This is a genomic window from Rohdeia mirabilis (assembly GCA_007750655.1).
GTDB lineage: Bacteria > Planctomycetota > UBA1135 > UBA1135.
Window position 1 is genome coordinate 749,200 of the sequence record CP036290.1, and the last position, 22,133, is coordinate 771,332.

Annotated in this window: 17 protein-coding genes; 7 read left to right on the forward strand and 10 right to left on the reverse strand. The window is 70.0% G+C overall.

What is annotated here, in order from left to right:
- Positions 1-14: 14 nt before the first annotated feature.
- From Pla163_RS02755 to Pla163_RS18625, 3 genes are all read right to left on the reverse strand, one after another.
- Positions 15-581 carry a hypothetical protein gene (locus Pla163_RS02755; protein WP_145183206.1) on the reverse strand — a complete coding sequence of 189 codons (567 nt, stop codon included), beginning with the start codon at positions 579-581 and terminating at the stop codon, positions 15-17.
- Between the two features lie 183 nt (positions 582-764).
- The gene (locus Pla163_RS02760) at positions 765-2,600 is read right to left on the reverse strand and encodes a chloride channel protein (RefSeq protein WP_145183209.1); all 1,836 of its coding nucleotides are present in this window, start codon (positions 2,598-2,600) and stop codon (positions 765-767) included.
- A gap of 216 nt (positions 2,601-2,816) precedes the next feature.
- Positions 2,817-4,163 (reverse strand): ATP-binding protein, encoded by a 1,347-nt coding sequence (locus Pla163_RS18625; protein ID WP_419186246.1) that lies wholly within the window; start codon positions 4,161-4,163, stop codon positions 2,817-2,819.
- A 609-nt stretch (positions 4,164-4,772) separates the two neighbouring features.
- On the opposite strand from Pla163_RS18625, the gene Pla163_RS02770 reads away from it, so the two are divergent.
- A complete protein-coding gene (locus Pla163_RS02770) occupies positions 4,773-6,512 on the forward strand; it encodes a DUF1570 domain-containing protein (protein ID WP_419186247.1) in 1,740 nt (579 codons plus the stop codon).
- 289 nt (positions 6,513-6,801) lie between these two features.
- Here Pla163_RS02770 and Pla163_RS02775 read toward each other — a convergent pair whose 3' ends face one another.
- The 7 genes from Pla163_RS02775 to Pla163_RS02805 form a co-directional block, all read right to left on the reverse strand.
- Positions 6,802-7,578, reverse strand: coding sequence for a CPBP family intramembrane glutamic endopeptidase (locus Pla163_RS02775; RefSeq protein ID WP_419186248.1), 777 nt, complete (start codon positions 7,576-7,578; stop codon positions 6,802-6,804).
- Positions 7,579-7,978: 400 nt separating this feature from the next.
- The gene (locus Pla163_RS02780) at positions 7,979-9,238 is read right to left on the reverse strand and encodes a hypothetical protein (protein ID WP_145183219.1); all 1,260 of its coding nucleotides are present in this window, start codon (positions 9,236-9,238) and stop codon (positions 7,979-7,981) included.
- 304 nt (positions 9,239-9,542) lie between these two features.
- Entirely contained in the window at positions 9,543-11,057 is a 1,515-nt protein-coding gene (locus Pla163_RS02785; RefSeq protein ID WP_145183222.1) for a 5-methyltetrahydropteroyltriglutamate--homocysteine methyltransferase, read from the reverse strand.
- A gap of 28 nt (positions 11,058-11,085) precedes the next feature.
- Entirely contained in the window at positions 11,086-11,448 is a 363-nt protein-coding gene (locus Pla163_RS02790) for a DsrE family protein (protein WP_145183225.1), read from the reverse strand.
- Complete coding sequence (locus Pla163_RS18630) at positions 11,445-12,149, reverse strand: sulfurtransferase TusA family protein (protein WP_419186249.1); 705 nt, start codon at positions 12,147-12,149, stop codon at positions 11,445-11,447. The genes Pla163_RS02790 and Pla163_RS18630 overlap by 4 nt, the downstream gene beginning before the upstream one ends.
- Before the next feature lie 158 nt (positions 12,150-12,307).
- Entirely contained in the window at positions 12,308-13,570 is a 1,263-nt protein-coding gene (locus Pla163_RS02800; RefSeq protein WP_145183228.1) for a glycosyltransferase, read from the reverse strand.
- Between the two features lie 153 nt (positions 13,571-13,723).
- The gene (locus Pla163_RS02805; protein ID WP_145183232.1) at positions 13,724-16,318 is read right to left on the reverse strand and encodes an ATP-dependent Clp protease ATP-binding subunit; all 2,595 of its coding nucleotides are present in this window, start codon (positions 16,316-16,318) and stop codon (positions 13,724-13,726) included.
- A 219-nt stretch (positions 16,319-16,537) separates the two neighbouring features.
- Between Pla163_RS02805 and Pla163_RS02810 the strand changes: the two genes are divergently transcribed.
- Genes Pla163_RS02810 through Pla163_RS02835 form a run of 6 tightly spaced genes read left to right on the forward strand, consistent with a single transcriptional unit; the run spans position 16,538 to position 21,978 of the window.
- The gene (locus Pla163_RS02810; RefSeq protein WP_145183236.1) at positions 16,538-17,083 is read left to right on the forward strand and encodes an RDD family protein; all 546 of its coding nucleotides are present in this window, start codon (positions 16,538-16,540) and stop codon (positions 17,081-17,083) included.
- Positions 17,080-17,631 carry an RDD family protein gene (locus Pla163_RS02815; RefSeq protein ID WP_419186250.1) on the forward strand — a complete coding sequence of 184 codons (552 nt, stop codon included), beginning with the start codon at positions 17,080-17,082 and terminating at the stop codon, positions 17,629-17,631. Before Pla163_RS02810 ends, Pla163_RS02815 begins: the two co-directional genes overlap by 4 nt.
- A 22-nt stretch (positions 17,632-17,653) precedes the next feature.
- Positions 17,654-18,379, forward strand: a complete 726-nt coding sequence (locus tag Pla163_RS02820) for an RDD family protein (protein ID WP_145183242.1) — start codon at positions 17,654-17,656, stop codon at positions 18,377-18,379.
- Positions 18,376-19,329, forward strand: a complete 954-nt coding sequence (locus Pla163_RS02825; protein ID WP_145183245.1) for a stage II sporulation protein M — start codon at positions 18,376-18,378, stop codon at positions 19,327-19,329. Before Pla163_RS02820 ends, Pla163_RS02825 begins: the two co-directional genes overlap by 4 nt.
- Entirely contained in the window at positions 19,316-20,821 is a 1,506-nt protein-coding gene (locus Pla163_RS02830; protein WP_145183249.1) for a DUF4129 domain-containing protein, read from the forward strand. The genes Pla163_RS02825 and Pla163_RS02830 overlap by 14 nt, the downstream gene beginning before the upstream one ends.
- A gap of 5 nt (positions 20,822-20,826) precedes the next feature.
- Positions 20,827-21,978: a DUF4350 domain-containing protein gene (locus Pla163_RS02835; RefSeq protein ID WP_145183252.1), complete on the forward strand. Its 1,152-nt coding sequence runs from the start codon at positions 20,827-20,829 to the stop codon at positions 21,976-21,978.
- The last annotated feature ends 155 nt before the right edge of the window (positions 21,979-22,133 follow it).

Here is a 22,133-nt window from a genome sequence, read left to right on the forward strand (position 1 = left end):
GCCTCGCGTCGGTGCTAGGCCGACAGCACCGCGTGTGCTGCTTCGACGTGCCGCGCTCGGTTGTCCGCGTTCACCGCTTCGACCCCGTGCTCGTAGGCCGCGCGGATCTCGTCCGAGTAGGTCGTTCGATCGAACCCATGCTCACCGCGGAAGTCCTTGATGAAGTGGTTGCGCCTGCGATCGAGGCCGTCCTGTCGCTTGACCCAGCCCGCGATCACTTCGCGCACTCGGGCGGCGCGCGACTCGTCGAGACCCGCTGGCCACAGGAAGGCCGCTGCCGCGCGGGCCGTCTCGCTCGCCCCCGCGCCGAGGACGGCGACGTCCAGGTTCGGCCCCGCTCCCAGGCCGCACCCACCGAGGCGCGTGGGATCGTCGCTCGTGGGGGCGAGCGGTCCACCGCCACGCGCGGCGAAGACCGCTTCCTGCAACAGCCGCAGGGCGGCGTCGAGACGGGCCGTCGAGTCGTCCGCGGGCGCATGGCGCGAGTCGTCGCCGCGATCGTCGGGTCGACGCTCGGCCGTGGTCCGGGCTCGGTCGTCGGACGCGTCCGCCTCGTCGTCGTGTTCGCTGGAGTCGACCATGGTGCCGATCATAGGCCGCGCCTGCGGGGTCGCGCAGGTCCGCCGGCACATCCGTGGTGGCGGAGCGGTGTGTACGTCCGGCCGCGCCGGTCGACCGTGGCGCTCGACCGTGGCGCTCGACCGTGGCGCTCGACCGTGGCGCTCGACTGTGGCGCTCGACTGTGGCCGCGCGTCCGTAGCCGCTCAGCCGTGCCGCTGGAGCTCGCGCAGTCGGCGGTGGTAGGCGGCGCCCAGGTTGTTACGCGTGATCATCCCGACCACGCGACCCGAGCCCTTCCCGTCGACCACCGGCAGCGCGTGGACCGCCAGCTCGTTCATCGCGCGCAGGGCGTCGTTGAGCGACTCCTCACGCGTCACGCGCACCACGTTGTCGACCATGAAGTCGCGCACGAGAACCAGATGATGCACATCGGTCTCGAGGAAGATCCGCCGCACGTCGCTGAGCGAGAAGATCCCGACCAGGTTCTCGTCGTCGTCGACCACCGGGAAGTAGGACCCTTGGGCCCTGCTGATGACGTCGAGCGCCGTCCGCAGCGTCGCGTTCTGCGAGACCATGGTCGGCAGCACGTCCTTCTCGACCACGTCGCGGACCTGCATCTCTTCCAGCACGTCCACCACGAAGTCACCTGCGTGGGCGGGCGAGTCGATCTGCGAGTTCACCTGGGTCTCGTAGATGCTCCAGCCGTGCGCCATCACGAGGTGCAGCACCGACACCAGCATCAGCGGCGCGAGCAGGTTGTAGCTGCCGGTCATCTCACAGACCATCACGACCGCCGAGATGGGCGTCTTCGCCACGCCCGCGAAGAAGGCGCCCATACCGACCAGCGCGAAACAGGCTGGATTGACCGGGAGTTGCGGGAACAACTCGTTCGCGAGTCCGCCGACCAGTGCGCCGCACAGCGCTCCGATCGCGAGCGACGGGGCGAACACGCCGCCGCTGCCGCCCGAACCGATCGACAGGGACGTGGCCAGGATCTTCGCCAGGATGAGCACGGCCAGCGCCACCAGTCCGATCTCGCCGAAGATCGCGCCCTTCATCAGCTCGTAGCCGCCGAACAGCACGCCGTGGTCGCCCGTCAGGCCCGACGCCGTCAGGCCGAGCGCCAGCGCGCCGAGCAGGAATCCACCGGCTCCGGCGCGCAGCGCGAGCGGGACGCGTCGACGGCGGTGGAACCAACCGGCGATGCCTTGGAAACCGCGCACCCACAGCCACCCGACCACCGCGCACACGACGGCGAGCACCAGGTACACCGGCAGCTCCGACGGTCCATGGAACACGAGGCTGCGCGTGAAGTCGGGATCCATCGGGATCGCGCGCGTCTCGCCGGTCAGGCTCGTGAACGTGGTGTAGGCGAGGATCGACGAGACGATGCAGGGGATGATCGCCTCGCCCTCGAACTCGGCCTTGCGGTACAGCACCTCGGGCGCGAACAGGGCTCCGCCGAGCGGGGCGGTGAACAGCGCGCCGATCCCCGCACTCGCGCCGGCGAGCAGGAAGATTCGCCGGTCGCGATCGCTGAGCGACAGGGCGTCCGACGTGGCGCTGCCGATACCGCTGCCGATCTGCGCGACCGGGCCCTCCTGCCCCGCGGATCCGCCGCTGCCGATCGTGAGCGCGGAACACAGCGCCTTGACCACGATCACCCGTCGGCGGACCACGCCCTGGAGGCGGTGGAACGAGTGGATGATGCGCTCGGTGCCGTGGCCCTCGGCCTCCGGAGCGAAGCGCTGGGTGATCCAGCCGACGAGCAGGCCACCGAGCGTCGGGATCAACAGGATCCACCAGGACAACGGACCGAGCGTCGGGAAGCCCTCGCCGTCCAGCCCGAGCGGCTCGTGCACGGCGGACTCGGCGATGTGCTCGGTCAGCCAGTCGAAACCGACCGCTGCAAGGCCTCCGGCGACGCCGACGACCGAGGCGATGCCGACCGCGCGGCCGAAGTAGCCCGCTTCGCCCATCTCCGCCGCCTTGCTGCCCAGGAGGCGGCGAGCGAATCTCGGGAAGCGGCGGCTCTTCACGCGGGGAGTATAGGGGCGTTCACCGGAGCCTCGGCCGCCGGACGCGGACTTGTCGCGACAGCGAGTCGCAGCGCCTTCGGTCCCGAGCGCGTCGAGCGCGAATCGGGTGCCGAACGGGCGCTCGTCGACCGCGATGGCGTCGAGTCACGCGTGCGGACCGTGAAGCGTCGACGTTCCGGCCGCGCGGCTCCAGAGCGATCGTCGGCCCGGGGACCGTCAGCCCGAGCGCGGACGCTCCACCCTCAGCGGCGCGTCGAGGTCGTCGCTCAACCCGTAGCGCAGGCGTTCGACCGGCAGGCCACTGACGCGCGCCAAGGAATCGATCTCGGCCTCGAGCGTCGCGCGCGGGACGTCGTCGCCGCTCAACTGCAACGCGACGAAACGTCCATCGTCGAGCCGCGCCAGGGCCCGCACCGCTTCGCCGTCGTGGCGGCCCAGTTCGACCGCGTCCGAGCCGAAGAGGTCGCCGGCCGCGTGCCCGACGTGCTCGAGCGCGAAGTCGATGACCGCGTCCTGGAACAGACGCTCGAAGTCGGGCCGAATGTGCTCTTCCAGCACGCGCGCGCCGCGCCCCGCCTCGATCATCGACAGGTGCGGCTGCACGTGGCGGAAGTGGAACGAGAGGAAGCGGTCGGCGATCCGGTAACGCCCCTTGCGACTGCGCAGCGGGTCCGGATCGGTCAACGGCACCGAGCGTCGCACCAACCCGAGCTCGCGCAGGGTCGAGAGGTACTTGTTCGCGGTGGTCGAGTCGACGCCCACCTCGGCCGCGATGTCGCCGACCCGGTCGAGCCCCTTCGCCACCGCGCCCAGCAGCGAGTTGTAGGTCGCCGGCTGGTGGAACTCGCTGCGCAGGAGGAACTGGACCTCGTCGAACAGGTAGCCCTCCGGTCGCAGCACCTCGCGCATCAGGTTCGTCTCGAGGTCGATCTTCGTGTCGAAGCGCCGCAGGTACGCGGGCATCCCGCCGACGACCGCGTAGGCCAGCACGCGCTGCTCGAGGTTCCAGTCGTCGAAGAAGCGCAGCGAGTCGGCGGGGGAGAGGGGCTCGAGGCGCCGCTGGGCGGTGCGCCGTCCGAAGAGCGGCGAGCGTTCGGCCAGGACCTCGCGCTCCATGAACGACACCTGGCTCCCGCACAGCACGAGCATCAGCGAACTCTTCTTGCCGCGCGTGTCCCAGAAGCGCTGGAGCTGACTCGGCAGCCCCTTGTTCGCCTCGCACAGGTAGGGGAACTCGTCGAGCACGAGCACCAGGCGTTCGTCACCGGCGCGATCGGCCGCGAAGGCGAGCGCCGCCTGCCAGTCGTCGAAGCGCACGTTCTGCGCCAGCGGGTCGTCGAGGCACTCGGCCATCGACTGGGTGAACGCGGCCAGGTTGTCCTTCTCCCGCACCTGGGCGGCGAGGAAGTAGACGGCGCGCCGGCCCTCGCAGAAGCGCTGCAGCAGCTCGGTCTTGCCCACCCGGCGGCGGCCATAGAGCACGTAGAACTCGGGGCGGCCCGAGTCGGCCAGCTCTTCCAGGACGGCGAGCTCGCGGGCGCGGCCGATGAAGGGGTCGGTCATTGCAGTACTATACTGGCGCGTATCATACTGATGCAATGGCCCGTTCTCGGGGGCTCTGGGGCCGTCTGGAGGCGCCGGAGGGGCCCTGGCGGAGCTCGGAAGGCTCGTGCGCGGTCCCCGGAGGACCTCCCGACGGGCCGCCCGGCGGAGTTCTCGACCTTCCGACCGTCCGCAGCGCTGTGGGCGACCCCGGGGCACCGCTGGTCCGCTCGTCCCCGCGCGCACGTGTGGCGAGCCGCCTTCCGGCCCCGCGCCACCGACCGACGGCCTCGCTGCCTCCCGTGGCGCTCCGTTTCGGGCCGTCATCGGGGGACCCGCTAGGGCTCGCGCACCATGGAACGGCCCCGCCTCGGCGTTCTTCGGGTCGCTGCCGAGCCCCGGGCGCGCGCGCATCGCAGAACGGCCCCGTCCAGAGGGACGATGCCTGGACTCCACGCGTACCGAGGCGCGACGGACCGGCTCGCGGTCCGTCGTCTCGTTCCCGCCGTCCCCGTCCAGCCGCCGAACGCGGCCTTCGCACCCCGACCCGCCCTTCTGCCGCGCTCCGTCGCGACCGGTAGACTGGCGCCCCTCCTCGCCTCCGTTCGCAACGGCCTCTCGAACCAAGATATGCGCTCCACGTCCCGGACCACTGCACTCGCCGCCCAGCCCCTCGACGCCCCGAGCTTCGACGGCCTGTTCGCGCGGCTCCTCGCCCTCCTCGCCACCGCCGCCGCGGTCCTCGCGCTCGCGCCCCAGGCCTCCGCCCAGGGTGGCTACCGCGGAACGAAGCTCGAGAACATCGGCGTCGAGCTGCCCGTGCCGCGCCACTACGAACCGATCCCGGTCGACCCGCTCGAGGAGTGGGTCGTCCACAAGTGGGTCTTGCAGCAGTCGAAGATGCGCGAGCCGGAGAAGGACGAGTGGGGCAACGAGTATCCCAAGCCCTACCGTCCGACCCTCGAGATGGTTTGGATCGACAACGTGCCCGATGCGGGGCCGATCACCGGTGGCGAAGGTACGCCGCCGCCAGTGCCCGGTGCGCGCAAAGAGCCTCGGCCGCAGAGCGAACCCACCAACTCGCTCGAGCGCTACCTCGCACGCGAGCCAGTAGGGGGGCGCTTGATGGGCGAGAGATTCGTGATCTATCCGGGCACCTTCGAGCTCGGCCCGGCGCAAGAGCAGAAAGACATCGACGACGAGAACACGGCGACGATGTACGAACTGCATCCTGGCCCCAACGGTCAGGACTTGGGCAACATCCGCGCCTGGGCCTACGAGGTGAAGAGCGCCAAACGCACGATCGCGTTCATTGGCTACTGCGAGGAACCCGAGTGGAAGGACCACACGAAGATCTGGGAGCACATGGCGTCCAAGGTCGAGTTCTTCGCCCCGGACGGCAAGGACGCCGAGAAGCTACGCAAGGCCTACGCGCGTCGCCCGCAGTACGTCGACCCCGAGTTTAGGATCAAGATCATCCAGAACCTCGTTCGCGGCTGGGACTACAAGGATACCGAAAACTACATATTCATCTTCCGCGACAACCTCGAGAAGAGTCCCTTGTTGCGCCGCTTGATGACCGACATCGAAGCGATTCGCGAGCTGTACATCGAGCTCTTTCCGCCCTCCGGTCCGATCACTGCGGTTTCGACCGTCCGCATCTGCAAGGATGAAGACGAGTACATGCAGTACGGCGGTCCGCCGGGTTCCGGCGGGTATTGGAATCCAGGTGCAGAGGAGCTGGTCTTCTACGACTACCCCGACAAGGAAGGCGAGAAGAAGGGAACGGGAACGGAGAACACGCTGATCGTCCTCTACCACGAGGCTTTCCACCAGTACATCTACTACTCGACCGGAGAGGTTGCACCGCACAGTTGGTACAACGAAGGCACGGGCGACTACTTCTCCGGCGCGCTGATCTCCGGCGGTAAGTACAAGAAGATGCAGGTCAACACGTGGCGCATCGAGTACATCCAGCAGATGATTCGCGACAAGCGGTTCATCCCTTGGCAGGAGATTACGAAGTTTTCGCAGGGTGAATACTATCGACAAGACCGCGTGGGCTTGTGCTACGCGCAAGGTTGGTCGATGATCTATTTCCTGCGCGAATGCAAGGAGGCTCGCGATCACGAGGTCTGGAGCAAGATCTTGGACATCTACTTCAACGTGATGAAGGACGAGTACAACAAGGGGCTCGCTGAGGCGCTTGAAGGGCTCGCGGAGGGAGCAGAGCTGGACCCAACGGCCAAGTACATGATCGGTCTTGCGGCCCGCGACGTGGCCGTCGAGAAGGCCTTCGAAGGCGTCGACTGGTTCGAGATCGAGGAGGCGTGGAAGGAGTTCACGCTGTCCCTCAAGGTTCCGAAGTGATCTCGGGCGCCAGCGCGCTCTGACGGATCAGCGGGCCGTCGCGCACACGAGCGCGGCGGCCCGCTCCCGTTCGAGCGCACCTGCATGGGAGGTTGGTCCATCCGCGCGGGAGCCACACGGCCTGCACGGGTTCGCCCACGTGGCTGCTGCACCGTCAGAAGTTCCCGGTCTGGCATCGCGGTGCTCCTCGATCGGACGCGAGGTCGACGCGGCTCGGTCCACGAGCGCGGGCCGGGGCGTCGTGCACTCGCCGGAACTCGAGCGCGCCACAGCATCGACGCGCAGCGCTTCAGTCGACCGACTCGCTCCTCTCGTCCATTCGCGACTTTCGGAACAAGAAGAGAGCGAGAACGCCCGCCGCGAACAGGCTGCCTGCGTTCTCGATGCTCAGCGGCTGGAACCACTGGATCACACCGTTGACGGCCGTGTGCGAAACCGTCGCCACGAGCACACTGCCTCGCGAGCGCTGGTACAGCCAGGTGAAGTAGAACGTGTAGACGAAGTAGAAGGGGGCCCAGGCCAGGAAGCCCCACGGTCCCCACTCGCTGTATCCGACGACCCAGAAGAAGGGCATGTGCCAGAGCATCCACATCAGCCCGAGCCTGAGGCTCGCGCCGGTCGGGCTGTACCGCTCGAGCAGCCGCGGAAGTGCGTAGCCGCGCCAGACGACTTCCTCCAACCATGCGAAGAGAAGGATGCCGAGCAGGCCGAGGCCAAGAGCGGGCGTGAAGTTCCAGGACCCGCGCCAGAACAGGTTGGCGCCCAGGAACATGCCCACCAGGATCAACGCTGCCGGCACCAGCGCGAGTAGCCAGGGCTTGACCTGGAGCGGAACGATGAAGGTCTTGCCGAGGAAGCCGACGACGGTCCGCCATCCGCCTTCACGAAGTGCGAAGAGGACGGCCAGCGGCACGAAGCCCATGCTTCCGAGCGTGCCCAGCAGGACGTACGTGTCCCCTTCGGGCGTGTTCCACTTCGATTGCCCGGTCAACGCCGTCCACGAGAAGGCCCAGGTCCAGACCAGGACGACGATCAGGAAGACCGAGGGATTCGACTGGGACTTCATGTCGTGTATCGCGTCCGAGTTGACGAAGTGGCCCGACCCATCGACGGAGGAAGGGAGGGCCGCGTTGCCGCAAGCGGGGCAAGGACTGGTGGGCTTCGGAGCGACACCCGTTCGCCCAGTTCCCATCCTGCCGCGCGGCCACCAGCCGAACAACGTCTCCACACCAGCCGTCGGCCAGCACTCCTGTCGAGGTCTCCGCCTTCGACGGCGCGACATGCAGCGGGCCGAACCGCCGGCCGGCCGAGCGCGTCGCTCCAGGTGTCGGGGGGGGACTGTCGGGGTCGCCGCGGCCGCCTCGAACGCAGAGCGCTCCGCCCACCCAGGTGGACGGAGCGCTCTGGCCTATCGCTGGCCGCGCGGGCCGCGAGCACCCTGCGCGGGTGCCTAGGTGCTCGGGTGCCTAGAAGTACAGCGTCGCCTGGGCGAAGCCGACCTGACGCTTGTCGTTGTCGATGCCGTAGCCGAGTCCGACGTGCAGGCCGTCGCGGATCATCTTGCCCGCGAGCAGGTTGAACTCGAAGTCGCCCTGCTGGGTGACGCCGGTGCCGCGGTCGAGCGTCAGGAACGACGCCGTGCACTCGATCTCCGAGACCGGCGTGAAGCCGAAGCTCAGCTGGTTCGTGTCCAGGTTGCTGCGCCACGCGCCGCCGTACTGGTGCAGGAGGCCCGCCGAGTTGAAGTCGGCCGGGTTCACGTGCAGCGCGCCCTGGCTGCCCGTGCGGGTGAACGACACGTTGTGCAGGATGCCGCCGATCGGCTCCTCGAAGGTGTGCTCGAGCACGGCGCGGTAGGCCGAGACGTCCTTGCCGCCGTCGACGGTGCGGTGGGCGAACTGCGCCTCCCACTTGATGTCGGCGGGCAGCAGGCCGCTGGCCTCGACGCCGACCCACGAGTCGTTCGAGCGCCCCGTGAACTCACCTTCGGCGGTGCCCATCATGTAGTAGCCGTCGACCTTCTCGAGGCCGCCGCCCTCTTCGACGTTCCAACGGACCGTCGTGCCGACGAAGCGCTCGCCGCCACCTGCGAGTTGGGCCTGGAGCGGGCCGTAGTTGTCGAACGCGAAGACCTCGGCGTCGAAGTCACCGAAGCTGCGCGCGAGCCAGACGCCCGTGAAGGTGGCCGGGTACTGCAGGTAGTCACAGGACCCGAGGATCAGGCCGTTCGCGAGGAAGTACTCGCTGCGCCCGACGCGGATGCTCTCTTCGAACCCGAAGGCGTCGTCGAGTTGCATGTACGCCTGCGAGATGCCGTTGAAGTTCTGACGCGAGAGGATGCCGTCCGGATCGTTCTGGAACGGCTGCGCGTCCGAGTACGGTTCGGCGCCCGCCCAGACCTCCGAGAAGTTGTACTCGAGGAACGCGGTCGCGTACTCGTTGACGGTGAACTCGAGCTGGAGGCGCGCGCGCGTCGTGCTCTGGTCCGCGTCCGCGTACGGCTTGTCGCTCGGCGAGTCCGCCATGCGGTTCCGGAAGCGGATGTCGCCCGTGAACTTCAGGCTCTCGGCGCGCAGGCTGACGCCGGTCTCGACCTTCGGGACCTCCTCGGGCGGAGGGGCGAAGCTGAAGCACCGGTTGTGGAACGTGTAGCACTGCTGTGCGACGGCGCTCTCGGCCATCAACACCGACGCAGCGAGTGCGGCGGCAGGTAGGAAACGATTCATCGTTGTCGATCGTGGGGTTGCTGGGACGGTGGCCCGCGGTGCCAGATCGACTCGAGGAGGGCCGTAGGTGCTCCGAAAGGCGGCGCGCCTACGAGGGAGAATCGACCGATCCTCCGACCCTCCGCAGATCTGCACTGCGGATCGGTCGACGGCTGCGTCAGGTCGGGGGCAGCAGCCAGGGAAAGGTCGTGTGGTCGGCCACGGGCGGCACGGTAGCACCTCACGAGCGCGATGGGGAGCCCCTCGCGAATCGGGGACGAACGGCCCTGCCGTGGCACCGAGGCGCGCCCCGAGCGCTCGCCGTTCAGTCCCCGCGAAGGCGCCGGCTCGCCTCGGCCATGGCCGCCAGCTTGCGCTCCGCCACCTCGGCCGTCGCGATCGGGTTGTCGGCGAAGGTCGCGAAGCCGCAGTCCGGGTTGAGGAGCACGCGCTCCATCCCGAACAGGTCGATCGCTCCCTGAGCCTTCGCCATGACCTCCTCGACCGTCTCGATCCGCGCGTGCTTCTGGTTCACCACACCGACGCCGATGCGCCGGTCGTCGGGGATCGCGCGCAGGATCTCCTGCTCGCCGGCCCGCGGGGTGCACATCTCGAGCACGAGCGTGCCGATCGGAACGTCCGCCAGCACCGGCAGGAGCGGGCGGTAGTCGCCCGTCAACGCCACCGATTCATCGGTGGACCAGTTGCCGCGACAGACGTGCAGGGCGAGGCGCTCGGCCGGGAGTCCCGCGACCACGTCCTGGAGCAGGCCCTTCGCGAACGCGAGTTCGTCGTCGGTCGACCCGCGCTCGCCCAGCGCGCCGCACATGAAGCTGCGGCCGTTGACGCTCGCGCCGAAGGCGACCTCGGTCAGCACGGGTTCGTCCAGTTGGACGAGCGAGGCGCCGGTGGCGAGCAGGAAGTGCAGCTCCTCGCGCAGCACGCGCACGACGTCGCGCGCCAGGTCTTCGCGGTTCGCGTACGCGCGGTCGGAGATGCACTCCATCCACATCGTGCGCGTGAGCAGGTACGGCCCCGGCAACGAGACCTTGATCGGCTTGTCCGTCAGTTGGCGCGTGAACTCGACCTCGTGCACCGCGAGCGGACGGCTGCGACCCAGCGGGCCGAACACGGCCGGGTGGCGCACTTCCGACGCGGGCACGTCGAGCTCGGCCAGTTCGGCGGCGAACTCGTCCGGATCGTCGACGTAGGGCAAGAGGTCGGTGAGCGGCACGAGCTGGCAGTTGTCGAGCAGGCCGCCCACGAAGCTCGAGTAGTTGTCGCGGCGCTGTTCGCCGTCGGTGATCACATCGGCGCCCGCGCGGATCTGGGCCTGCACCGCGAGGCGCACGGCGTCGTCGGCCGTCGCGGCGAACTCGGTGTCGTCGAGGCGCCCCTCGAGACGCTGGTGCAGCGCGCGCAGGAGCCAACTCGGCCGCGGCCAACTGCCCACGCCCATGACGGCGAGGGCGGGCACGGGCGGCGCGTCGGCGGGGCGCGGCAGGCTGGCGGGGATCTTCACTTCCAAGATCGCCTGGGTGAGCGGCATGGACTCGCGCTCGGTCGCCGCGGTGCGCAGCGACCCCGCGTCGAAGGGTCCCTTCGACACGAGGTAGCTGCGGCGGTCCGAGAGCTCGATCTGCGAGACGAGCTCGTTCCCCGTGAGCCGGCACCACGCCGGCAGGTCCTCGGCCACCGTGGGTTCTGCGGACAGAATCTCGAGGAGCTGGCTCGGCCCGAGCGGATCGATGTGGCGTCGGATCAACAGCAACAGTCCGTTGCCGCAGTCCAGCGTGCCGCCGTCGAAGCTCGCGTCGGGTTGGTGGGGATGGTCTGTCATGGAACTGAGGACGTTCGGTCCCGCGGACTCAGTAGGAGATGCTCGGCGCGCCGCCGGCCATGAACTCGACGAGCTTGGCACCGCCGACGACCTTCGCGCCCGCGATCAGCTTGCCGTCGTCGAGGCCGCGCTTCTTGAAGCACGGCGCGCACACGTAGATCGTGCCGCCGGCCTCGGCGAAGTTCGTCATCAGGTCCTTGAGCGGCGCGAAGCCCTCTTCGGCGATGTCGTCGGCATAGCCTTCGACGGCGAGGTTCACGGCTTCGGTGCTCAGGAACACGAGCGTTTCCTGGTCCGAGCCGAGCGCCGCGTTGGCGACGACGAAGGCGACGGTCGCCTTGTCGGTGTCGTTCTTGGCGGCGGTCAGGGACACGCAGAATTTCTTGATCATCGGGATTCCTCGGGTGGGTCGGGTCGGCGAGCGATCAGGTACAGCGGGGGCTCCGCACGCTCGAGACGGTGCCCCGTGAGTCGGCACCACGCGGGGAGGTCCTCGCGGGCACCGAGGTCGGTGGCGGTGAGTCGGAAGAGCGCGCCCGGCTCGAGCTTCGACAGGCGCACTTTGAGCGTCAGGACGAGCTCGCCGCAGCCCTTGTCGCCAGCGTCCCACGTGTCGATCGCATCGTCGAAGGCGGCCGGGGCGTCGGCGAGCGGGCCGAGGGTGCGGGCGGCATCACTGGGGCGCGCTCCACCGACTTGCGCTTCGTCGTCGTCCTCGTCGTGCTCTTCATCCACGTCGCCATCCATCCGCAGCCGCGCCGGCACGCGCGCCTCGGGCCAGGGCCCGGCGGCGGCGAGTCGGCGATCGGCGTGCGCCCAGCCGGCGCGGTAGCAAGCGAGCGGCCGGATCGTGCGCGCGCTGCGCTCGAGGAAGGCGCTCGCCTCCGCACCGTGCGCCTGCGCGAGGCACGGGATGCAGCGGGGCGCGTCGCCGAAGCCGAGGAACAGCCCGAGCACCGCGTCGTGTCCGATCAGCGTCGCGTCGCAGGTCGGACACTGCGTGCCCCAGCGGGCGTCGACGAAGGCGACCACGTCCTCGGCGCGTGGCTGCTGCTGCGGCGTGGCGTCGGGACCTCGAGAAGGGATGGGCACGGGCGTCGGGGGTGGGCGGGCGACGGCGACCCGGGGGAGGGAGGTGCGCGCCGGCTTCCGCGTCGCATGATGGCCGCGCCGGGTGCAGTCGTCCAGGGTCGAAACCCGTCAGCCCAGGAGCCCGAGGGCGTGCGCGCCGATCGGGCGCGGGCCGAGGCTCAGCGCTCCATCAAGGCCGCGACGTGCCCGTTCAGGTCCTGCGAAGATCGGTTCGAACCTTGTGAAGACCCGTGCGAACCCGCGGACCGCGCGACGTCGGCCGCGCCACCGGATCGAACCGCGCCCGCGTCCTTCGCGACGAAGGCGGCGAGCCGTGACGCCAGGTGCGCCGCATCACCCACGCGGAACACGCTGTCCTCGTCGACCCGTTCCTGCGGTGCACCGCGATCGGGCACGAGCACCGGCAGGCCCAACGCCAGCGCCTCGTCCACGGTCATGCCGTGCGTCTCGAGGTACAGGCTCGGGAACACCGCCAGGTGGAAGCCGCGCGCCGCCTCGCGCAGTCCGTCCATGTCGAACGGGCCGTGTAGCGTGAGCGACGCGGCCATCGCGTGCGCGCGGATCTGCGCCGCGTACTCGGCGTCGAGCTCCGGTCCGAGGTGGTGGACGCGGACGCTGCTGGCGGGGAGTCGGGCGACCGCGTCGAGCAGCACGTGCAGCCCCTTGCCGCGCACGAGCCCGCCCCAGGTCCCGACGTGCAGCACGTCACCGCGCGGCGCGGGCGGCACGGGTTCGAGGCCTGCGGGCATCGGCAGCGGCAGGACCTCGGGCCGAAGGTGCGCGAAGGCCGGGATCTTGGACCAGTACTCGGCGAAGGTGCGCGACGGGCACAAGAGCCTTTGGGCGCGACCGAGCTCGGCGACGAACGCGGCCTGGCGCGCCGGCATGGCGGCGCGCAGGGTGGCGGGCTCGACGCCGTACACCTGCGCCGCGTGGTCGGCGGTGTCGTCGAGGCTCTCGTTCGGCGCCGCGAGCCATTCGTCCGCTCTCCCGTCGGGGCCCGGTCGCATCCGGAAGAACGTCGGATCGGTGGCGAAGAAGTCGTGCAGCGTCGCGATCCGGCGCGCCGCCGGTCGCGCGCGGGCGACGCGCGCGAGCAGGTCGAGCGGCAGGCCCTGCCAATGGTGCACGTGCACGACGTCGGGCTCGAAGTACGCGATCAGCCGCGTCCACCGCTCGGCCTTCTCGGACGCTTCACCGTTCACCGCGGCGAGCTGCTCGAACGGATCGAGCGCCGGGATGCGGTGCACGTCCAGTCCGTTCCACCCGTCGTGCCGCGGCTCCGCATCCGAGGTCGCGCACGCGATCGCGACCGTGTCCCCGCGCTCGGCTTGCGCCCGCGCGATGCGTTCGACGTAGCCCTGCACGCCGCCGCGCGTCTCGGGCGGAAAGGTGTGCAGGCAGTGGAGGAGGCGGGGCATGGGCGTAGAGGCTAGCGCGCCTCGGAGTCGGCCGTGCTCGCGCGCGCCTCCGGTTCCGAAGGTCGGGGTGGAGGCGTCGGAGCGCGAAGTACACACAGCGGGCGACCCGAACTCCCGTTCGACCCGCCCGCTCGTGCACCGACGGCCCGTCGGTCAGTTCGCCTGCGCCGACTCCGGCTCGCTCGGCGCGGCGGCCGCATCCTCGGCCGCACCGCTCGCCGAACGCCGCACCGCGAGCGTGAACACCCCGTCCACCACGTCGATCTCGGCCCGATCCCCGCGACCCAGCGTCCCGCGCAGGATCCCGTCGGCGAGCAGGTTCTGCACGCGCTTCTGCAGCACGCGCTTCAGCGGGCGCGCGCCGAACTCGGGGCTGACGCCCTCCTTCGCGAGCTCCTCCTTCGCCGCCAGGCTGACGTCGAGCTCGATCTCCTGCTCGGCCAGGTGGCGCGACATGCGCTCGAGCTGGACGTCGACGATCGAGACGATCTGCTCCTCGCCCAGGGGCTGGAAGTGCAGCACCTCGTCGATGCGGTTCAGGAATTCGGGGCGGAAGTAGGCCTTCAGCTGCTCGTCGCTGCGCAGGTTGCTCGTCATCAGGATGATGGTCTGCGTGAAGTCCACGACGTTGCCCTTGCCGTCGGTCAGGCGCCCGTCGTCGAGCACCTGCAACAGCACGTTGAACACGTCGGCGTGGGCCTTCTCGACCTCGTCCAGGAGCAGCACCGAGTGCGGTTTGCGACGCACGGCCTCGGTCAGGACGCCGCCCTCGTCGTAGCCGACGTAACCGGGAGGCGCGCCGATCATGCGGGCGACCGAGTGCTTCTCCATGAACTCGCTCATGTCGATGCGGACCATGGCCTGCTCGTCGTCGAACAGGAACTCGGCCAGCGCGCGCGCGGTCTCCGTCTTGCCGACGCCGGTCGGACCCAGCAGCAGGAACGAACCCAGGGGGCGCGTGGTCTCCTGCAGGCCCGCCCGCGCACGGCGCACGGACTCGGCGATCGCCTGGATCGGCGCGCTCTGTCCGACGACGCGTTCCGACAGGCGCTCCTCCATGTGCAGCAGCTTGTCGCGCTCGGTCTCGAGCAGGCGCTGGGACGGAATCCCGGTCCAGCGCGCGATCACGCCGGCGATGGCCTCCGCGTCCACCTCCTCGGGCAGCAGCGCGCCCTCGACCTGGATCGCGGCGAGTTCGGCTTCGGCCTCGTCCACGTTCTTCTGCGCCTCGGGCAGTTCGCCGAAGCGGATCTTTCCGACGCGCTCGAAGTTGCCCTCGCGCTCGGTGCGTTCGGCCTCGGCGCGCAGACCCTCGATCACGGCCTTTCCGGCGCGCAGGCGCTGGATCAGGCTCTTCTCGCGGTCCCAACGCGAACGCAGACCGCTGGCCTCCTCCTCGAGGTCGGCCGCCTCCTTGCGATTGTCCTCGAGACGGCGCGCGTTGCCCTTGGCGTCCTCGGCCTTGAGCGCGGTGTGCTCGATCTCGAGCTGGCGCAGCTTGCGCTCCAGTTGATCGAGCTCCGGCGGCAGCGAGTCGATCGACAGACGCAGTTGGGCCGCGGCCTCGTCCACGCAGTCGATCGCCTTGTCGGGCAGGAAGCGCTGGGTGATGTGGCGATCGGACAGACGCGCGGCCTGCACCAACGCCTCGTCGAGGATGCGCACGCCGTAGTGCACCTCGTAGCGCTCCTTCAGTCCGCGCAGGATCGCGACGGTGTCCTCGACGGTCGGCTCGTCCACCTGCACCGGCAGGAAGCGCCGCTCGAGCGCCTTGTCCTTCTCGATGTACTTGCGGTACTCGTCCGTCGTCGTCGCGCCGATGCAGCGCAGGTCGCCGCGCGCGAGGGCCGGCTTGAGCAGGTTCGCGGCGTCCACCGCACCTTCCGCTCCGCCCGCGCCCACCAGCGTGTGCAGCTCGTCGATGAACAGGATGATGCTGCCGTCGCCTTCCGCGATCTCGTCGATCACGGCCTTCAGGCGTTCCTCGAACTCGCCGCGGAACTTCGCGCCGGCCAGGAGGCGACCCATGTCGAGCGACATCAGGCGCTTGCCCTTCAGGCTCTCGGGCACGTCGTCGGCCACGATGCGGTTCGCGAGGCCCTCGACGATCGCCGTCTTACCCACGCCCGGATCACCGATCAGGACGGGGTTGTTCTTGCGGCGGCGCGACAGCACCTGCATCACGCGGCGGATCTCCACGTCGCGGCCGATGACCGGGTCGAGCTTGCCGGCGCGACTGTCCTCGGTGAGATCGCGCGCGTACTTCTCGAGCGCCTCGAACGTGCCCTCGGGATCGGCCGTCGTCACCTTGCGCCCGCCGCGCACGTCGCGCAGCGCCGCCTCCATCTTCGTCGGCTCGAGACCGCGCGCGGCCAGGATCGGCTGCAGCGGATCGCCGCCCGACTTCACGAGCGCGAACAGAAGGTGTTCGGTCGAGACGTACTCGTCGCCCATCGACTTCGCGAACTCGCCCGCGGTCTGCATGACGGCGGAGAAGGCGCGCGACGCGCCCAACTGACCGCCCTGGGAACGGGGCAGGGCGGCGAGCTGGCGGCCCACCTCGACGGAGAGCGCGCCGGTCTCGACGCCCAGCTTCTCGAGCAGCGCCTTCGTGGCGCCCTCGGGCTGTTCGAGCAACGCCGCGGCGAGGTGCAGCGGCGTGAGCTCGGGATGTCCGGCAGCGGCGGCGGACTGTTGGGCGCCCTGGAGCGCCTCGGCGGACTTGGTGGTGTACTGGCTGTTCTGCATGGTGGTGGGCGCCGGGGCAGCGGGGGCCCGCGGCGACCCCCTCCCAAGGCAAGGGCTGTGCCGCCCGACGATCGGGGGCGAACGCCGTTCTAGGGCCCAAGAAGGCCGATTTCGGGCCCCGAGAACTGCCAGATCGGCAGGTGGACAGCCAGATCGGCGGGTGCGGGCGGCGCCGGCCGGCGGCTCCTCCACACCGCCCCTCTACACTGCGCCGCGCCCATGCCCGACCGCGACGCCATCGACCCCTACGCCCCGCCCGCGTCGCAGGTGGCCGAGCCCGTCCACGCCACGTCCCGAGCTCTGTTCCTGGCGCGACCGAGCCAACGACTCGGCGCCTTCCTGATCGACGGCCTCCTGCTGCCGTCCGGGTTCGCTCTGTTGGCTCTGATCGTCGCCACGGTCGTCGGGGTGTTCCTCGCGGCGCCGGACCCGACCATGGCGGGCATCGCGATATGGAGCACGTTCGGCGGCAGCCTTCTCCTCTACCTGCTGATCCAGGGGATCCTCGTGGGGCGCGGCGGTTGGACGGTCGGAAAGCGCATCGTCGGCCTGCGCGTGCTGCGCAGCGACGGCCGGCGCGTCGATCTCCTGCACGGCTTCTGGATGCGGCTGGTCTTCTGGCTCGCGCTCCTCTTCCTGCTGAGCCTCGTCAGCTTCGGCGTCCTGGGTCTGCTGCTCTTCCTCGTGGACGCGTTCACGATCTACAGCGACCGGCACCGCACCCTGCGCGACCGCCTGTGCGGGACCATCGTGGTGACCTCGTGAGCGCGCTCGAGACGCCGTACGCCCCGCCGAGCGCGATCCTCGACGATCGTCCGCGGCGCCTGTCGCGCGCCGACCTGGCCGGACCCGGCCGGCGCCTCGTCGCCTGGCTGGTGGACTCGTTCCTGTGGCTCGGGCCGTCCGTGGCGGGGATGTTGATCACCGAGGACCTCGACGACTACATGCGCCGGTTGGACGGGGGCACGTTCGAAGTCCTCACGAAGCCCGAGCTCGGCGCCATCCTGTCCACCGTCATCGTTCTCCTCGCCGTCCAGGCCATCTCGATCCACCGCGGAGCATGTTCCCTGGGCAAGCGATTGCTCGGGATCCACGTCGAACGCCTCGACGGTCAGCGGTGCGGACTCGTGCGCTACGTGTTCGTCCGTTGGTTCGTCGTCGTCGCCATCGCGATCGTCCTCGAAATCGTCGTCGGGGTCGGCGGAGTGGCCACGGTGCTGCTCATCTTCGACAACCTGTTGATCCTCGGACGCACCCAGCGCACGCTCCACGACCGGATCGCTTCGACGCGCGTGGTCCGGACGCGTCCCTAGGGCGAACGCGCCGCACCCTTCCATGCCCACCGCTCGCCTCGACACCGCTCGCCAGGAGCCCGCGCGTCTCGACACCACGCGCCCCGTCTCCACGCCCGAGGGGGCCGAGATCGAGCTGCGCGTGGCCGGACCGCTGCCGCGCGCGCTGGCCTGGGCACTGGATGCGATGCTGCGCTGGACGGGCTACGCCTGCGTGCTGATTCCGCTCTCGCTGCTCGGTGGCGGCGTCGGCGGCGGACTCGGCCTGCTCTTCCTGTTCGTGGGGGAGTGGGGCTACGGAATCCTGTTCGAGGTGCTCGGTCGCGGCGCCACGCCGGGCAAGCGCGTGCTGAACCTGCGCGTGGTCCACGTGGACGGCACGCCGGTGGGGTGGGGCGCGTCGGTGATCCGCAACCTCATGCTCGCGGTCGACTTCCTTCCTCCGCCGTTCGGGGCCGGCCTCGTGTCGTGCCTGGCGAGTCGCGACTTCCAGCGCCTCGGCGACCGCGCGGCCGGAACGTTGGTCGTGCACGCGCGCGCCTACCGCACCGGCGTGTCGAAGGACGACGTTCGGCCCGTCGCGCCGCCGATCACGCTCGCGCCCCGCGAACAGCTCGCGTTGGCCGAGTTCGCCACGCGCGCACCGACCTGGACGCGCGACCGACGCGTCGAGATGGCGGGCCTGCTCGAGCCGTTGACGGGCGCGCGCGATGCCGAGGGCGTCGAGCGCCTGGTCGGAATGGCGCACTGGTTGGAGGGACGCGGATGAACCGCCGACGCTTCCTCACGGTCCGACAGCCGGACTGGCAGCGCTTCGCCGCGACGGTGAAGGGTCTGCGGCGCCGCAAGCGCGACGACGCGACGCTGGCGGAGTTCCCGTCCCGCTTCCGCGCGCTGTGCCAGGACCTGTCGCTCGCGCGCCATCGCCGCTACGGGCTCGGGGTCACGAACCAGTTGAACGACTTGGTCCAGGACGGACACAACCTGCTGTACGGCCAGCGGCGCTCGCCGCTGAGCGGCGCGGCGCGTTTCCTGCTCATCGACTTCCCGCGCGAGGTGCGTGCCGACGCCGGGCTGTTCTGGATCTGCACGCTGCTGTTCTTCGCGCCGTTCCTGCTGCTGACGCTGGCCGGTGCCGTCGCACCGGAGTGGGTGCTGGCGGTCGTCGGCCCCGAGCAGCGCGCGCAACTCGCATCGAGTTTCGGCGGTCCGAAGATCGTGCGCGACGCCGAGAGCGACGTGTTCATGTTCGGCTTCTACGTCTGGAACAACGTCGGTATCGACTTCCGTATCTTCGCGGGTGGGATCGCTTTCGGGCTGGGCACGCTCTTCTTCCTGATCTTCAACGGCATCACGCTGGGTGCGGCGTTCGGCTACGTCATCCACGCCGACCTCGGCCCGTCGTTCTTCGCCTTCACGGCCGGACACGGGTCGCTCGAGCTGATGGCGATCCCGGTCGCCGGTATGGCCGGCCTCAAGTTGGCCCAGGGCATCATCGCGCCCGGACGCTCGAGCCGCAGCCACGCCTTGCGCGCGCGCGCGGGCCAGGCCGTGCGGCTGTTGGCGGGGGCCGCGACCATGACCTTCATGGCCGCGTTCGTCGAGGCCTTCTGGTCGGCGTCGCCGGTGCCGCACGAGGTGAAGTACGTCGTGGGCGCGCTCGGCTGGATCGTGGTGCTGTGCTTCCTGGCCTTCGGAGGACGCGGTGCAGCTCGCTGACGTGCGCCTCGAACTGCGTCCCCGCACGGCGTGGGAAGCGGTCGACCTCGGCCAACTCATGTACCGCCGTTGGTGGGGGACGCTGCACCTGGCGTGGTTCCTGACGTTCCTGCCGCTCGCAGTGGGCCTCGGGATCGTCTTCCGCGAACGGCCTCGCTACGCGCTGCTCGCGCTGTGGTGGCTCCTGCCGCTGATCGAGCGCGTGCCGTTGCACGTTCTCGGAGGCAAGGTGTTCGGCGGCGATCCGACGTTCGGCGACATGCTCGGTGCGCTGCCGAAGCTGTGGTCGCGGCGCGTGCTGTGGCGCCAGACCGTCGCGCGCCTCTCGCCCTGGCGCGGTTTCGCCGCGCCCATCGCCGTGCTCGAAGGACAGGGCGGTTCCGCCGCACGCCGCCGCGGCAACACCTTGTTGGGAGCGGGCCAGGAAGGCTCGGTCGCGCTCGGGCTCACGTTCGTGTGCTGGGCGTTCCAGATCGGACTGGCCGCGAGCGCGTTGATGCTCGTGCGCATGTTGCTGCCCGAGTACCTGGTGACCGACGTCTTCGAGACCCTGCGCGACCACTTCACGGGCGAGGTGACGGGGGACGGGCCGCTGTGGCCGGGGCTCGTGCTCTACGTCGTCGGGTGCTTCGCGCTGTCCGCCGTCGGTCCGCTGTACGTGGCGGCGAACTTCGCGCTCTACCTGAATCGCCGCACGTTCCTCGAGGGCTGGGACGTCGAGGTCGCGTTCCGTTCGCTGGTCCGGCGCCTCGCGGAGCCCGCGCGCCGAATCGGTGCCATGGCGCTGCTGGTCGCGATCTGTTGGGGGAGCGGCGGACTCGGTTCGGCCAGGGCCCAGGACGCCGGGCAGGCGCCCGAAGAGCGCGAACGCGTCGAGGCGGTCGTCGACGAGGTCCTGGCCCATCCCGACTTCGACCGCACCGAGACCGTGAGCCGACCGGTCGGACCCACGCGCTCGGACACAGGTCTTCCGGGGCTCGGGATCCTGGCCCAGCTGGTGCGCGCGCTGTTCGTCATCGTCGCCGTCGCGGGGCTCCTGATCCTGATCTACCAAGCCGTGCAGTCGTACGAGCGGCGCCGGGACGGACCTGCCGACGCGTCGACTCCGCCGCCGGTCGAGGTCGCCGGCCTCGACGTGCGTCCCGAGTCCCTGCCGGACGATCCGGCGAGCACGGCTCTCGCGCTGTGGAACCAGGGACGGACGCGCGACGCACTCGGCCTGCTGTACCGCGCGTCGATCGCGAGCCTCGTGCTGCGCTTCGGTGTTCCGATCGTCGATGGCGACACCGAGGGCGTGTGCCTCGATCGCGTCGTGGCGCACGGGTCCGCCGCGGTCGGCTCGAGCGCCGGCGCGAGCGTTCCGGTCGAACCGTTCACGCAGCTGACGGGTGCCTGGCAGGCCTGCGCCTACGGCCGCCGCCTCCCGTCGCAGGTCGACTTCGAACACCTGGTCGACGGTTGGCGCCGCGCGTTCGCGGAGCGTGTCGCATGAGAGTCGTGCGCCCGAGCATCCGCGCCGCCGTCCTCGTCCTGGTCGCGCTGGCCGCGTCCTGCGGTGAGACCGAGGAAGTCGTGGTCGAACGCGGCTACCGCGGCGAGGCCCTGCGCAATCCGTACCTGGCCGCCGAGCGCGTCGTGCGCGAACTGGGGCGCGACACAGAAGCGCGGCAGGTTCTCGAAGGACCGGACGAGAACGTCGCCACCCTGTTCGTGGACGCGGCGCGGATCGCGTACCCGAGCGGCTCCGAGGCTGCGATCCTCGACTGGGCGCGCTCGGGCGGACACCTCGTCGTCACGGTCTTCGGCGCCGCGCGACCGAGCTTCCCCGACTGGCGCGACACGACCGAGCACCCGCTGTTGACGGAACTCGGCGTCGAGGTCTCGGACGAGCCGGCCACCTCGGACGAGTCCTTCGCCGGCCAACGCGAGGACTGGGACGTGCGGCACTTCGAGGTCTACGGCGCCGGTCGCTTTCGCGGCCTCATCGTCGAAGTGGCCGACGAAGGACGCCTGATCGACGGTCTCACGGTCGACCTCGAGCCCGACGGTCGCCTCGTTCGCAACGGCCGCATCGCCGCTCTGACCTTCCCCTACGGCGCCGGCCGCGCGACCGTCCTCGTCAACGGATCGTTCGCCTCGAACCTGTCGATCGCACGCGCCGACAACGCGCTGTTCCTGTGGCAGCTCGTCGACGACGCGCGCCCGGGCAGCGTCTGGTTCGTGGACGAGCGCGACCAGACGTTGCTCGGGCTCCTGTGGGAGCGCGCGCACCTGTTCGTCGTGGCCGGGCTGCTGCTCATCGTTCTGTGGCTGTGGTGGCTGACGCTGCGCTTCGGTCCGCCGGTCGCCGACCCCGAGCCCGCGCGCCACGCCTTCGAGGACCACGTGGTCGCCGCCGGCCGCTTCATGCGCCGCTACGCGGGTACCGCTGCGATCGTCGAACCGCTGCGCCGCCGAGCCCTGCGCGCCGCCGAACGCGGACTCTTCCACGCGCCGGAACGCACGGTGCTCGTCGAGTCACTCGCCCAACGATCCGGGCTGGACCCCGAGCGCGTCGAGCACGTGCTGTTCGGCCAGCTCACTGATGACTCCAACTCGCTCGTCGCCATCGCGCGCGACCTCCACCAGCTCGAACGAGCCCATGACTGACGCCGATCCCGACCGTCCCGATCCCGCCGTTCCCCAGCCGCCGCCCCTGTCGTCCTCGGACGCGCCGTCGCCCGACGGGCCGTCCGAGGTGTCCGGTACGGCCGCCGTCCCAGGATCCGCCGTTCCAGGAGCCGGCGTCCCAGGATCCGCCGTCC

Bases quoted from the DNA above. Each gene is read 5' to 3' on its own strand.
- Pla163_RS02785 (WP_145183222.1), bottom strand. From the start codon at position 11,057: ATGACAGACCATCCCCACCAACCCGACGCGAGCTTCGACGGCGGCACG.
- Pla163_RS18625 (WP_419186246.1), bottom strand. From the start codon at position 4,163: ATGACCGACCCCTTCATCGGCCGCGCCCGCGAGCTCGCCGTCCTGGAA.
- Pla163_RS02825 (WP_145183245.1), top strand. From the start codon at position 18,376: ATGAACCGCCGACGCTTCCTCACGGTCCGACAGCCGGACTGGCAGCGC.
- Pla163_RS02775 (WP_419186248.1), bottom strand. From the start codon at position 7,578: ATGAAGTCCCAGTCGAATCCCTCGGTCTTCCTGATCGTCGTCCTGGTC.
- Pla163_RS02800 (WP_145183228.1), bottom strand. From the start codon at position 13,570: ATGCCCCGCCTCCTCCACTGCCTGCACACCTTTCCGCCCGAGACGCGC.
- Pla163_RS02770 (WP_419186247.1), top strand. From the start codon at position 4,773: ATGCGCTCCACGTCCCGGACCACTGCACTCGCCGCCCAGCCCCTCGAC.
- Pla163_RS02790 (WP_145183225.1), bottom strand. From the start codon at position 11,448: ATGATCAAGAAATTCTGCGTGTCCCTGACCGCCGCCAAGAACGACACC.
- Pla163_RS02780 (WP_145183219.1), bottom strand. From the start codon at position 9,238: ATGAATCGTTTCCTACCTGCCGCCGCACTCGCTGCGTCGGTGTTGATG.
- Pla163_RS02820 (WP_145183242.1), top strand. From the start codon at position 17,654: ATGCCCACCGCTCGCCTCGACACCGCTCGCCAGGAGCCCGCGCGTCTC.
- Pla163_RS02810 (WP_145183236.1), top strand. From the start codon at position 16,538: ATGCCCGACCGCGACGCCATCGACCCCTACGCCCCGCCCGCGTCGCAG.
- Pla163_RS02805 (WP_145183232.1), bottom strand. From the start codon at position 16,318: ATGCAGAACAGCCAGTACACCACCAAGTCCGCCGAGGCGCTCCAGGGC.
- Pla163_RS02755 (WP_145183206.1), bottom strand. From the start codon at position 581: ATGGTCGACTCCAGCGAACACGACGACGAGGCGGACGCGTCCGACGAC.